This is a genomic window from Microcoleus sp. B9-D4 (assembly GCF_036705105.1).
Lineage (GTDB): Bacteria > Cyanobacteriota > Cyanobacteriia > Cyanobacteriales > Microcoleaceae > Microcoleus.
In genome coordinates this window covers 100448-112509 of record NZ_JAUBTS010000006.1, presented here as the reverse complement: position 1 = coordinate 112509, position 12062 = coordinate 100448, and the positions used below count along the sequence as shown (strand labels likewise).

Here is a 12062-nt window from a genome sequence, read left to right as displayed (position 1 = left end):
CACAAACAATAATTGTAAATAACCAACAATCTCTCAAACCCGCCCCCACCCAACGAGAAATCCCCCCGCCTATTTTTCGCATTTAAAATGTAGGGGAGGGTTTCACAAACAATAATTGTAAATAACCAACAATCTCTCAAACCCGCCCCCACCCAACGAGAAATCCCCCCGCCTATTTTTGCATTTAATATAAATCAAGGTTGATGTGGATTATTGGTTAGGTGGGGGCGGGTTTCTTAGATGGTTCATAGCTGGCAGGTATTATTTGTAAAACCCGCCCCTACATTTTAATCATTGATGTCGTTTAACCGCTTCCACCAAAGCAATAACATCCGCTTCCAAAGTATTAAAAGCCGTTACCAGTCTAATAGTACATTCATCCCACCGATAAAACAGAAAACCCTCAGCTAAAACCGCTGTAATTACCGATTCGGGAAGTTGAATAAAAATCTCGTTTGCTTCAACTTGATGGCAAAACTTCGCTCCCTCAACTCCCGCCAAACCTGCGGCTAATTTAGCTGCCATATTATTTGCATGAGCCGCATTCTTCAGCCACAAATCATCCGTTATATACGCTTCCAACTGTGCCGACAAAAACCGCATTTTCGAGAAAAGATGCCCGCTGCGCTTGCGGTAAAAAGGGAAAGTCTTTGCCAATTCTCGGTTGAAAAATACCACAGCTTCTGCAGCCATCGCGCCGTTTTTTGTCGCTCCAAACGATAGAATATCTACACCGGCGCGCCAAGTGACATCAGCAGGAGAACAGCCAAGACTGGCGACAGCATTGGCAAAGCGAGCTCCATCCATGTGGAGGTGCAAATTGCGCTCGCGAACTACTTCCGAAATATGGGAAATTTCCGCTGGATTGTAGACTGTGCCGGCTTCCGTTGCTTGAGTGATGCTGACGGCTGCGGGTTGTACGTGATGGACGACACCTGCACCAGCGCGATCGAGTATTTTTCCTAAAGTCTCTACCTCTATTTTACCATGATTTCCTGTTACTGTTACTAACTTGGCACCGCCTGTAAAAAACTCCGGCGCGCCGCATTCATCCAGATTAATATGAGATTCCCCGTGACAGTAAACAGCGCCGTAAGGAGGAGTAACAACCGCAAGGGCTAGAGCATTAGCAGCAGAACCAGTTGCTACAGGAAAAACAGTCACCGATGTCTCGAACAAATCCGAAAATTTAACTTGCAAACGCTGTGTATATTCATCATCTCCGTAAGACATCACAGCACCGCAATTAGCCGCTGCTATCGCAGCCATAATCTCCGGCGAAACCCCGGTTGCATTGTCGCTACAAAAATTCATTAGAATAATTGGTAAATAGAATCTATAATATAACTCAACACTCAACAGTCAACACTCAAGCATTAAACCAAGAGGCAGAATTATGGCAGAATACCGCCAAATTGAATACCGCATCGGCAAAGACGGCAAAATTACCGAAACCGTCCTCAACGCCACCGGTTCGAGTTGCACCGAAACCACCGCCGGAATTGAAAAAGCCCTCGGAAAAGTAGAATCTCAAGACTTGCTGCCAGAATACTACCAAGGCGAAGAAAATTTGGTCGTTGAACAAACGCAGACTTTAAAACAAGTTTAGAAGAGTTAAAGATGTTTGAGATCCTCGGTGCAACAGTTGATGTAACAACAGTGCCTGCCTTCAGCTTCGCGCTAGCTATCGGGGGCATTTTTCTAATTTTAGTCTACGTTTATGCTGCATCTGAGGCGGGAGATGCGATCGAGTTTAAGTACGATACAATTCTGCGGGAACGCATGAATCAGCTAGACATTCTCGATTGGCAAGATTTAGGCGAAAAAGCAGGCTTAAGTCGCTTTGGGGTGCGCTTAGTGCGGCAGGGAGACGTGGGAAAACTCACCCTAGACCAACTGAGGCGGCTGGCAACAGTGCTGAATTTGAATTTTCAAGAGTTCGATCGTACTTTGCTCGCACTGCCAATCTCGGCTACAATCACAACTGAGCACAGCGAAATAGAAGAATTGAGGCAGCAGTGTTTCCGGTTGCGGGAAGAACTGCAGCAGCAAAAAGCTCAACTAACTGCCGATTTTCGCCGTGCTACCTTTGAACAGTTGCAAACTTTGTTAACCAACTATCCCGCCGCCCGCAAAATGGCAGAAGCCAAGCCGGATATGCCCGCCAAAAATCTCTCCGCTTTGTTTACTCCCTTAGAAAATCTTTTATCAAGTTGGGATTTTCAAACAATCGGTTCTGCATGGGAACAAACGGCTTACAATCCGCAGTTGCACCAGCCGGATGTTGAGGATATAAGAGAAGGAGAATTAGTTTATATTCGGTTTGTCGGCTATCGGGAGGGAGAACGAATTCTTACTCCTGCTAAAGTTAGTCGCACCCTGCCAGCGGGAATAAAAAATTAAATTTAACATTTAAAATTAACATGACTATAGTTGCCATAGACTTCGGCACCAGCAACACGGTTGTCTGCATTCTCAACCCAGATACGCAAACACCAGAAACTTTGAGATTGGGCGAGATGTCCCGCATTTTTAAAACGAATAATTCGAGCGGAGACGTGCGAGAAATATTTGTAGTTCCGACTTTAGTATTTGTGAAAAATGCCGGAGAGTTGGTCTTGGGGGAAAAAGTGCGATCGCAGCGTTTGGGACAATCCCAGCCAGACCGTTTTTTCAAAGCTTTTAAACGCAATTTAGCGGCCGATTTTCAGCCGCCGCCTCGCAACCTAGACGGCGAAACCTACACACCAGAATCAGTAGCCGAACAGTTTATCACAAGTATTTGGAAACAATTATATTTACAAAATATACAGGCAGAAAAAGTAATTTTTACAGTCCCCGTTGGAGCATTTGAGCGATATCTAGATTGGTTTCGCGACTTAGGAGAAAGTTTGGGATTTGCGGAAGTTCAGGTAATAGATGAATCCACAGCCGCAGCCCTGGGATATGCAGTAAAACGCCCCGGTTCTCTAGTTTTAGTAGTTGATTTTGGTGGCGGAACTTTAGATTTAAGTTTAGTCCGCACTGCTCTAACCCCCCCCTTACCCCCCCGAAGCTTGGGGGGGCTGGGGGGGGTGCGTGGCGAAGTATTGGCAAAATCCGATGCTTATGTCGGTGGAGAAGATATTGATATCTGGATTGTCGAAGATTATTTGCGGCAAATTGGTTCGTCGCGGGCAGAAGTCGGCGCAGTTGGCTGGCAAAATTTATTAGAAATAGCGGAAAAATTAAAAATTCAACTGTCTCAAGTTAATGAGGCTAAGGAAAGCTGGTTTGACGATGAAAATTTTATGTCTTACGACTTGCAGCTAAACCGAGACAAGCTTGAGGAAATTCTGGAATCTAGGCAGTTGTTAGAACAGTTGCGGGAAAGTTTAGATGAAGTTCTGAGTATTGCACAGGGAAAAGGTATCGGCAAAGCAGATATCGAACAGGTTTTGCTGGTAGGAGGAACTTCTTTAATCCCGGCTGTATCTAATTTAGTGGTTTCGTATTTTGGGCGGCAAAAAGTCCAAAGAGATAAGCCTTTTGAAGCAGTGGCGCACGGTGCTTTAGCCTTGACACAATTAGCGAGTGTTGACGATTATTTGCGCCACACCTATGCAATTCGCCTCTGGGAACCTTATGCTAAAGCTTATGCTTATTCGCCGATATTTAGCAAGGAAATGAAGTATCCCTGTCAAAGTTCCGAAGAGTTGACGCTGCAAGTGGCAATTGAAGGGCAAAGGGAAATTCGGTTAGATATTGGGGAAGTTGCGGAGGTATCGCAAGCGGAGGTTATTTTTAACGAAAAAGGGCAAATGACGAGCAGTTGGCTCAACAAACAGACGGATTTTCGCTCTCTGGACAGCCACCACCAGCAGGTTTGTGTGGCGCATTTGAACCCGCCTGGGGTATTGGGAATTGATAGGGTTTCGGTGAGTTTTGAGGTGGATGAGAGGCGGGTTTTGTTGGCGACGGTGCGGGATTTGGTGACTGGTAAGGTGTTGGTGGAAAAAGGGGCGATCGCCAAACTGCAATAATGGTAAAATTTTTAGATAACATTCGGATCTTGAAATCGGTACTCCACAAACTCTCGTCCGCGTGGTGCGCGGAGGGAAGAATATTTATTTAAATCAAATTTATGCCGCCATGAAAAAGCAACAAAATAAATTCAGCCACTTGACGGCAATCGAAAGAATTTATCTGTCATTTCCGGCAAGATTTTTATTGGATAAAAACTTGCTGCAAGGCAAAGTCTTAGATTTTGGCTGCGGCTTCGGCAGCGATGTTAGATTGTTGCAACAAAAAGGCTTCGATATTACGGGTTATGACCCTTATTATTTCCCGGAGTTCCCGGAAGATAAATTCGACACAATCATTTGCTTTTATGTTTTGAATGTTTTGTTTCCTGAAGAACAAGCTAATGTCCTGATGGAAGTGTCGCACCTGTTGAAACCGGGAGGAAATGCGTATTTTGCGGTGAGAAGGGATATCAAAAAAGAAGGCTTTCGAGAACATTACGTCCACAAAAAACCTACATATCAGTGCATTGTCAAACTTCCATTTAAGCCAATTCACATAGATGAGTCTTGCGAAATTTACAAATACGTGCATTACAACCATCAAAGAAATTCTACTAATAACTGCATATTCTGCAATCCGTATAAAAACCTAATTTTGCTAACTGAATCAGCAACAGCTTATGCGATGTTTGACGGTTATCCCGCCAGCAAAGGTCATGTTTTAATCATCCCCAAGCGTCACGTTGCCAATTATTTTGAACTGCCGTTTCGAGAGCAATCGGCTTGCTGGTTTATGGCTAATAAGGTACAAGAAATGTTAAGTAAAGAGTTTCAGCCAGACGGTTTTAATGTGGGAATCAATATTAATAAAGATGCAGGTCAAACTCGCAGTCATGCGGCTATTCATGTTATCCCTCGTTACAGGGGTGATGCGGCTGGAAATAAGGGTGGGATTAGGTATGTGCTTCCCAAGAGGGGAAAATAAAACTTAGCAAATTGTCAAAGGAATTATTTTTTACCGCAGAGGCGCAGAGAACACAGAGGTATAGAGAAGAGAGGTATTCATAATTTTTGTAAGGATTGTTATATTTGAGCAAACGGCGAGCAAAATAGGGTTAAAATGTGTTTGCAAGGTCTAAAACTACACATTAGCAGTAATTTGGTGTTCTGTTTATGTCTAAGCGCAAAAAGCAAGAATGGCTCAAGGAAACCTTAGAGCTCCAAGAAGACCACAATTGGAAGTCAAAGCCTGGAACTCGAATTTTTGTAGCAGGAAGAGGTGCAGTCCGCTTTGATGTCCCGGAAGATTGGCATTTTGAACCGGATACTAAGTCGTTCCGGTTTACGGATAAAAAGCCGCCCGATGATGATTGTTGTTTAGAGGTTTCGTTTAATTTGCTACCACCTGGTAACTGGGCAGATTTTCCGCTGGTGCCGTTATTACAGAAGCTGGTTGAAGATGATACGCGGAATCCGATCGCTCCTGGGGACATTATCCAATTGAAGCGGCAAACTGCCCGCATTGTTTGGACTGAATTTAAGTTTATCGACCCTCCAGAACAGCGGGAAGCTTATTCGCGAATCTGTATTGGGTTGGGTTCTAATGTTCAGTGTTTGATTACTTTTGATTACTGGGTTGATGATGCTGAACGTTTGACTCCTGTCTGGGATACGGTGATGGATTCGTTAGTTCTGGGTTTGTTTATTAGCGACCCTCGAACGGGGTTCGCACGTCCAGATTAGACGGATTTTTTGGGAAATTTTCAACAACTAATTTTGCTAAGTGTGGGATTGGCAAGCCACCAGTTAGTAAATTTAGAACCTACATTAAACTTTACAACCGCTTTGCCATGAAAATATCTGGCTTGCCAATTCCGTTGGCGTCGGGCATCACTCCGACGATCGCAAAACCCATTTTTTGATAAAATTCGTAGGGATGACCGCGCAAATTTCTAATTTTGGCGATGTGTTCCCAAACGTTAGGATAAAGATTGATGCCTGAAAGAGTGGTTTGATTGTCTTCGTCGTCGGTACCCACCCACAGCACGAGCCCTCCCCGGTTTTTAGCTTCTGCTGCTAAATCAGCTACGAGCGATCGACCAATTCCTTGTCCCCGAAATTCTGTTCTCACTACCAGCGGGTGCAGTTCCCAAACATTACCGTCATACTGTTTAATCCCGCCAATCCATCCCAAAACTTGATTGCTGTCGCCGACAGCAATTCGACTGATGCGATCGGCTCCCAAAGATTCTTGTAATTCTTGCAAAGCAGATTTTAGATCGGGCCAAGCATCGGGCCAATGCTCTTTAAAGCCTTCAACTATTAATCTAGCTACCTGTTGAATTTTTGGCTCGTCAACCGCACGCAAATCTGTAATTTGTACGTTCATGAATTTACATACTAAATCAAGGATTACGGACTATAGCCTTTCTCAGTAAGAGAAGGTTTTCTCGGATCTAGGGCCTAGGGCATAGGGCCTAGGGCATAGGGCATACCTCATTTTATTGAGAACTGCTATAATACCGCTCACAAACCGGATTTTATAACCGGGGAAACGGCAAAAACGAATTATTATTCATAGTCTTCAGGCTCCTTATGTTCCCAAGGCGAAAAGTTATTATTGAAAACTTGCGATCGCCAATTCCCCGCAAAATACTAACACAAATACCGTACAATTATCTCACCATCCGGCATCAACCAACCTGCTAACCCCATGCTTTGCGATTACCTGGTACAAATCCTCACCGCCCGCGTCTACGATGTTGCTCAAGAAACAGCCCTAGAATGCGCCCCGAATCTATCAGCACGGCTCAACAATAAACTTTTGCTGAAGCGAGAGGATATGCAGTCGGTGTTTTCCTTCAAACTGCGGGGTGCGTACAACAAAATGGCGCAACTGTCGCCGGATTTGCTAGCACAAGGTGTCATTGCAGCTTCCGCCGGCAACCACGCCCAAGGAGTCGCCCTCGCCGCCCGCCACCTGGGAACTCGCGCGATCATAGTCATGCCCGTAACGACGCCGCAGGTGAAGGTAAATGCGGTGATAGCCCGTGGTGGAGAGGTAGTTTTGCATGGGGATACCTACGACGATGCTTACGCCTTTGCGCGCCAATTAGAGGCGGAAAAAGGTATGACTTTTATTCACCCTTTTGATGACCCGCACGTAATTGCGGGACAGGGTACGATCGGCATGGAAATTCTGCGGCAACATCAAAAACCAATTCACGCGATTTTTGTGGCAATTGGTGGCGGCGGATTGATTTCGGGAATTGCGGCTTATGTCAAGCGGTTGCGGCCGGAAATTAAGATTATTGGCGTCGAACCAGTGGATTCCGATGCAATGAATCAATCGCTGAAAGCGGGTAAACGGGTGCGTTTGTCGCAGGTGGGTTTATTTGCTGATGGCGTTGCTGTGCGAGAAGTGGGGGAGGAAACTTTTCGGTTGTGTCAGGAGTATGTGGATGAGATTATTTTGGTGCATACGGATGATGTTTGTGCGGCGATTAAGGATGTTTTTGAAGATACGCGATCGATCTTAGAACCTGCAGGCGCTTTGGCGATCGCAGGTGCGAAAGCTTACGTCGAACGCGAACAAATCGCAGGAGAAACATTAATTGCTGTTGCTTGTGGCGCAAACATGAATTTCGATCGGCTGCGTTTTGTAGCAGAAAGAGCCGAGTTTGGCGAACGCCGCGAAGCCATTTTTGCAGTCACAATTCCCGAACAAGCTGGCAGTCTCCGCAGGTTTTGCGAGTGTCTGGGAAAGCGCAATTTAACTGAATTTAGCTATCGAATTGCGGATGAAAAAGAAGCACATATTTTTATCGGTGTACAAATTCAAAACCGTGCCGATGCGGTTAAAATAGCCGCCAGTTTTGAAGATTGTGGCTTCAAGACTTTGGATTTAACTGATGATGAATTAACGAAATTGCACGTCCGGCATATGGTGGGCGGGCGTTCGATGCTGGCAGATCATGAATTGTTTTATCGCTTTGAATTTCCCGAACGTCCCGGTGCGTTGATGAAGTTTGTGGGTTCGATGAGTCCTAACTGGAATATCAGCGTTTTTCACTATCGAAATAATGGCGCTGATTACGGGCGAATTGTGGTGGGAATTCAAGTACCGCCGGATGAGATGCAGGAATGGCAGGCTTTTTTGGATACGCTGGGCTATCAGTATGGGGATGAGAGTCAGAATCCGGCTTATAAGTTGTTTTTGAGGTAGGGTTTTTTGGGAAAGTTACCCTCTTTATGAAGTTGAAACCGGGGCAACCACGGGGGATTGCCCCTACAAAAACGAATTACTCGCAACGCGAGACTAAGAAATCTGCCGGATAATGAAGCTGTTAAGTATAATTAAGGAAAGAACACTAAATTTTGATATTTTTATGCAAACACCACAAAGTGGACAAATACCGGGAACTTTAATACAAAGTCTTTATGAAACAGATTTTTATGCTTGGACTCAGGAACAAGCAAAACTCCTCAAACATCGAGAATGGAGTCAAATTGACCTACCTAATTTAATCGAGGAGATTGAGTCATTGGGAAAACAACAACGCGCCGAATTAAGAAACCGCTTGAGTATTTTGATTGGACATTTGCTTAAATGGGAATATCAAGTATCAAAAAGAAGTCGCAGTTGGGTGAATACAATTTGCATCCAGCGTATCGATATATTAGAGTTACTTAAAGAGAATCCAAGTCTCAAACCTTACCTACAAGAATCTCTCCAGACAGCTTACATCAAAGGAATGGCATTAGCTTCTGGAGAAACAAATCTGCCGCGAAAAACTTTTCCAGAGAATTGTCCGTATGTGTTGGAAGACATTTTTAGCGATGCTTTTTATCCTGGTGAACAGGCAACAGATGATGTGATGGAATGAGAGCGATATTAGTTTTTGAATTAGGGCGCACTCCGACCAAAGAAACCGGGTTTTTTTACGAATACTTCGTTGTTACCCGCAGATTTGGGAAAAAACCCGGTTTCTGGGCCCCATGTGTCTAGGACTGATTTATTGGCTGGTTTAGAAGCGGAGAGGCGATTTGGCGGGAGAAACAGTCTTGATGCGTAGGATATTTGCGGACAAAGAGTGTGTTAATTGCCGGATGCGGATCGCGAACCTACAACCGTTGAAGCAACTCGTCATACTCTGTATGTGCACCAATCCAAAACCAGTAAATGCGATCGTTATCTAGTAAGCCAAGAACTCGGTAGTTTAGTCCAACGCGAACTGAATAAATAGGTTGACGCTGACTAACTCGTTTAAACTGAAGGCTGTTGTGGTAGGGATCTGAATGCCAAAGGGCGTAGGCTTTGGCTGCCTGCTCTTGAACCGATGCAGGAAGCTGGTCAAGTTTCTTGCGAAATGCGTTAGTAACACTTGATTTCATGGCGAGTCGGGAAAAACTTCCACCAGGGGGGTAATATCGCCAGCAGCGATTTCCTGACGTACTATCTCAGCTAGACTATCCCACTGAGCGTCTGTTGTCGCTTCAAATTGATCCTTCCACACCTGTTCATCACTGATATCCTCTTCCGCCATTAGAATGCGGATTAACTCTCGTTTCTCGATCGCAGATAGTTGTCTAATGGTAGGGAGTAATTCTGTTAGTGTCATCGGTTGTTTTCCTACGATGCGTCTATGTTAACGGTAGCAGGTCAACGCAGTAATTGCAACTTCCAGGGGATTTGGACAAAAAATGCCCAAAAATTGCTATAATAAAAAGTCTTAGAAACTTAACACTAAAGGCTGAGGTTAAAGTCGTGACAATAACTTCACAAGAAACGGATGTACAAATTCAACAATTCCCGATTATTCTAGGACAGGGAGGGGAAATTACCATTCCCCAGTTATTACAAGATTCTCTGAATGTTAATCAGGGAGATACGCTGGTGTTACTTCAAATAGGTAATCTGATTTTTCTTGCTCCCAAACAACCTCAAGTTCCCCAACTAATCGATGGTATTGTCACGATTATGGAAAGTGAAAATGTGGGCTTAAATGATTTATTGGCGGGTTTAGAAGCGGAGAGAGAGGCGATTTGGCAGGAGAAACAGTCTTGATGCGTAGGATATTTGCCGACTCCAGCGTATTAATTGCCGGATGCGGATCGCGAACGGGAGCTAGTCGTGCGGTGCTGACAATGGCTGAAATAGGTCTTTTCAAGTTGGTTGTATCTGAGCAAGTTTTGGAGGAGTGCGATCGCAATTTACGCAAAAAAATACCTGCCGCTCTGCCAATCTTTACAGAGTTGCTGACTACTATTAACCCCGAAATTCAACCCGATCCATCTCTCGAAGAATCATCGCGGTGGGCAGGTATTATTGAAGCTAAGGATACCCCGATTTTAGCAGCGGCTGTTTTGGCAAATGTCGATCGGCTTTTGAGCTTAAATACTAAGGATTTTACTGCTGAAGTTGCTGCACAAAGCGGGTTAATCATTCAAACTCCAGCAGAATTTGTTACAGAAATCCGAGAGATTGTAGGAAAAGGTTTGTCATCAACCTGATGGGATCGTGATGAGCCATGAATAAGAAAGGCGATCGCACTTGGGTTTTCTGGTTAGGGCGATCGCTTAAAACATATAATTGCTATAATAACTCTTAGTAATTTGACACTAAAGAGGTAAAATTAAGGAGTACGGTTTCCTGACTTCAATATTGCACCCAGCATAAAAATCCCGCCAAAACCCAATAGGTATGGAGGAAAATTTTGGATAAATGAAGCAAGTTCCCGGCTGATTTCTATTCCTTTTGCATTCAAGATATTATCACCCTCTGTTACTAGGATGCACGGTTTTACAAGGGCTTCTGGAAAACACAAAACTCGTTCCTTGAAGAACAGACCAGCTCCGCCTAGAATGATCAGGATTACTGCAAGAATAGTAAGCAATTGGGGTAAGTTTACTGCTTCCATTTTGAAATTGAAACCTGTAGTATATCTAGCATCAAACTCTTGATCGGATAGACTATTGAATCGGAAAATATCCCCCAATATGAGAAAGTACCCGACTAAAATAAAACTAAACAATAATACTAATATAGCACCTGCACTATCTCCTATATAAAATCGATGTAATCCTGGTATCGTAAAAAGGGAGATAATTGCTAAAAGTCTTGCTTTTTTTCTGTTTGACATAATAATTTATTGCTAAGTCAACTAACTCTTGGATAGCCAGCTTTGTATAAACCCATCTCTCACACAGGGAGAATATTAACATCGGGCTTTTTTTGCTAAGCACACATATTCCATATAGTAGAGTTCTGTCATCAACCCTGTAAAGCCAAAAAAGTGGGGAAAAGTGGGAACTTCCTAAAAATCCGCTCCGAAGCTAAAAAAGTGGGAAAAAGTTGGAAAAAGTTTGCTATAGTAACTAAAACTATCCCACCATCCCACCTATGGACAGTCCTCAGATATTGCAATTTGTCGATGAAGCTGTCTGCGCCAAGACAGGCAAACATCTAAACAACTTGCAGCGGAAGATTATCGCGGGAATACTGAAAAATAAAAAATATGCTGACGTTGCAGAAACTTATGGTTATAGTTCCCAGCACGTTAAGAAAGCCAGCCACGAGCTTTTGCAAATGTTATCTGAAGTGTTTGGCGAACAAGTTAAAAAAAGTAATCTTGAATCCGTCTTAGAACGGCATATACATCAGAATATAACAACTTGGGGTAATAATAATACTTTTAAAGATAGTAACAAAATTAGCTATATTAACAATTGTTCTAATCCCTGCACTCGTACCCCAGATGAAACTCAGCCGGAAAATCCCGACTTGCAGCAAACAAGCAAAAATCAAACTAAGATTGAAACAATTGATAAATTACGGCAGTTTGGCTTGAGCGACGAGCAAATTGCAGAAGCGCTAGATATACCTTTAGAGCACGTTAAACAGGTGGACTTGGAGGAGTAAATTTGTGCTATTTGCGAATTTTACTTGGTCGGGCGATTCCCTACGGGATAGCTTCGTTTCACGCTCTTAGTTGTTTTGTTATAATCATCGAAGGTTGCTTTTTTGAAGTAAAAAAAATATTCCCACATTTTTTCAGC

General features: G+C 43.8%; 15 protein-coding genes. 10 read left to right on the top strand and 5 right to left on the bottom strand.

Translation table 11 applies throughout. The features are described 5' to 3' along the window. Positions 1 to 291: 291 nt before the first annotated feature. The gene (locus QUB24_RS05650) at positions 292 to 1314 is read right to left on the bottom strand and encodes a beta-eliminating lyase-related protein (RefSeq protein WP_333151499.1); all 1023 of its coding nucleotides are present in this window, start codon (positions 1312 to 1314) and stop codon (positions 292 to 294) included. A gap of 82 nt (positions 1315 to 1396) precedes the next feature. Between QUB24_RS05650 and QUB24_RS05645 the strand changes: the two genes are divergently transcribed. The 5 genes from QUB24_RS05645 to QUB24_RS05625 all read left to right on the top strand — a co-directional run bounded on the left by QUB24_RS05645 (position 1397) and on the right by QUB24_RS05625 (position 5747). Continuing rightward, on the top strand, positions 1397 to 1609 hold the full coding sequence (locus QUB24_RS05645) for a DUF2997 domain-containing protein (protein WP_006633566.1): 213 nt from the start codon (positions 1397 to 1399) through the stop codon (positions 1607 to 1609). An 11-nt stretch (positions 1610 to 1620) separates the two neighbouring features. Next, the gene (locus QUB24_RS05640; protein WP_333151497.1) at positions 1621 to 2403 is read left to right on the top strand and encodes an XRE family transcriptional regulator; all 783 of its coding nucleotides are present in this window, start codon (positions 1621 to 1623) and stop codon (positions 2401 to 2403) included. 20 nt (positions 2404 to 2423) lie between these two features. After that, complete coding sequence (locus QUB24_RS05635) at positions 2424 to 4022, top strand: Hsp70 family protein (RefSeq protein ID WP_333151494.1); 1599 nt, start codon at positions 2424 to 2426, stop codon at positions 4020 to 4022. A 109-nt stretch (positions 4023 to 4131) separates the two neighbouring features. Next, positions 4132 to 4989 (top strand): bifunctional class I SAM-dependent methyltransferase/HIT family protein, encoded by an 858-nt coding sequence (locus QUB24_RS05630; RefSeq protein WP_333151492.1) that lies wholly within the window; start codon positions 4132 to 4134, stop codon positions 4987 to 4989. Between the two features lie 188 nt (positions 4990 to 5177). Continuing rightward, complete coding sequence (locus QUB24_RS05625; protein ID WP_333151490.1) at positions 5178 to 5747, top strand: hypothetical protein; 570 nt, start codon at positions 5178 to 5180, stop codon at positions 5745 to 5747. Between the two features lie 91 nt (positions 5748 to 5838). Here the strand turns inward: QUB24_RS05625 and QUB24_RS05620 are convergent, their stop codons facing one another. Further along, positions 5839 to 6393, bottom strand: coding sequence for a GNAT family N-acetyltransferase (locus QUB24_RS05620; RefSeq protein WP_333151488.1), 555 nt, complete (start codon positions 6391 to 6393; stop codon positions 5839 to 5841). A 303-nt stretch (positions 6394 to 6696) separates the two neighbouring features. Between QUB24_RS05620 and ilvA the strand changes: the two genes are divergently transcribed. Then, a complete protein-coding gene (ilvA, locus tag QUB24_RS05615) occupies positions 6697 to 8229 on the top strand; it encodes a threonine ammonia-lyase, biosynthetic (protein ID WP_333151635.1) in 1533 nt (510 codons plus the stop codon). A 163-nt stretch (positions 8230 to 8392) separates the two neighbouring features. Beyond that, on the top strand, positions 8393 to 8890 hold the full coding sequence (locus tag QUB24_RS05610; protein WP_333151486.1) for a DUF29 domain-containing protein: 498 nt from the start codon (positions 8393 to 8395) through the stop codon (positions 8888 to 8890). Between the two features lie 238 nt (positions 8891 to 9128). Here the strand turns inward: QUB24_RS05610 and QUB24_RS05605 are convergent, their stop codons facing one another. Continuing rightward, positions 9129 to 9398, bottom strand: coding sequence for a ParE family toxin-like protein (locus tag QUB24_RS05605; protein ID WP_333151484.1), 270 nt, complete (start codon positions 9396 to 9398; stop codon positions 9129 to 9131). Next, a complete protein-coding gene (locus tag QUB24_RS05600) occupies positions 9395 to 9625 on the bottom strand; it encodes a hypothetical protein (RefSeq protein ID WP_333151482.1) in 231 nt (76 codons plus the stop codon). The genes QUB24_RS05605 and QUB24_RS05600 overlap by 4 nt, the downstream gene beginning before the upstream one ends. Positions 9626 to 9771: 146 nt before the next feature. Here QUB24_RS05600 and QUB24_RS05595 point away from each other — a divergent pair, with 146 nt between their 5' ends. Together QUB24_RS05595 and QUB24_RS05590 are read left to right on the top strand one after the other, a co-directional pair. Beyond that, positions 9772 to 10071 carry a hypothetical protein gene (locus tag QUB24_RS05595; RefSeq protein ID WP_333151480.1) on the top strand — a complete coding sequence of 100 codons (300 nt, stop codon included), beginning with the start codon at positions 9772 to 9774 and terminating at the stop codon, positions 10069 to 10071. Next, on the top strand, positions 10050 to 10517 hold the full coding sequence (locus QUB24_RS05590) for a PIN domain-containing protein (protein WP_333151478.1): 468 nt from the start codon (positions 10050 to 10052) through the stop codon (positions 10515 to 10517). Before QUB24_RS05595 ends, QUB24_RS05590 begins: the two co-directional genes overlap by 22 nt. A 122-nt stretch (positions 10518 to 10639) precedes the next feature. On the opposite strand, the gene QUB24_RS05585 is transcribed toward QUB24_RS05590, so the two are convergent. Further along, the gene (locus tag QUB24_RS05585) at positions 10640 to 11146 is read right to left on the bottom strand and encodes a hypothetical protein (RefSeq protein WP_333151476.1); all 507 of its coding nucleotides are present in this window, start codon (positions 11144 to 11146) and stop codon (positions 10640 to 10642) included. A gap of 260 nt (positions 11147 to 11406) precedes the next feature. Between QUB24_RS05585 and QUB24_RS05580 the strand changes: the two genes are divergently transcribed. Further along, positions 11407 to 11925: a hypothetical protein gene (locus tag QUB24_RS05580; RefSeq protein ID WP_333151474.1), complete on the top strand. Its 519-nt coding sequence runs from the start codon at positions 11407 to 11409 to the stop codon at positions 11923 to 11925. Positions 11926 to 12062: the final 137 nt, after the last annotated feature.

Coding starts and splice junctions, on each gene's coding strand:
- QUB24_RS05650 (WP_333151499.1), bottom strand. CDS start 1,314: ATGAATTTTTGTAGCGACAATGCAACCGGGGTTTCGCCGGAGATTATG.
- QUB24_RS05640 (WP_333151497.1), top strand. CDS start 1,621: ATGTTTGAGATCCTCGGTGCAACAGTTGATGTAACAACAGTGCCTGCC.
- QUB24_RS05635 (WP_333151494.1), top strand. CDS start 2,424: ATGACTATAGTTGCCATAGACTTCGGCACCAGCAACACGGTTGTCTGC.
- QUB24_RS05580 (WP_333151474.1), top strand. CDS start 11,407: ATGGACAGTCCTCAGATATTGCAATTTGTCGATGAAGCTGTCTGCGCC.
- QUB24_RS05605 (WP_333151484.1), bottom strand. CDS start 9,398: ATGAAATCAAGTGTTACTAACGCATTTCGCAAGAAACTTGACCAGCTT.
- QUB24_RS05625 (WP_333151490.1), top strand. CDS start 5,178: ATGTCTAAGCGCAAAAAGCAAGAATGGCTCAAGGAAACCTTAGAGCTC.
- QUB24_RS05585 (WP_333151476.1), bottom strand. CDS start 11,146: ATGTCAAACAGAAAAAAAGCAAGACTTTTAGCAATTATCTCCCTTTTT.
- QUB24_RS05600 (WP_333151482.1), bottom strand. CDS start 9,625: ATGACACTAACAGAATTACTCCCTACCATTAGACAACTATCTGCGATC.
- QUB24_RS05610 (WP_333151486.1), top strand. CDS start 8,393: ATGCAAACACCACAAAGTGGACAAATACCGGGAACTTTAATACAAAGT.
- QUB24_RS05645 (WP_006633566.1), top strand. CDS start 1,397: ATGGCAGAATACCGCCAAATTGAATACCGCATCGGCAAAGACGGCAAA.
- QUB24_RS05620 (WP_333151488.1), bottom strand. CDS start 6,393: ATGAACGTACAAATTACAGATTTGCGTGCGGTTGACGAGCCAAAAATT.
- QUB24_RS05630 (WP_333151492.1), top strand. CDS start 4,132: ATGAAAAAGCAACAAAATAAATTCAGCCACTTGACGGCAATCGAAAGA.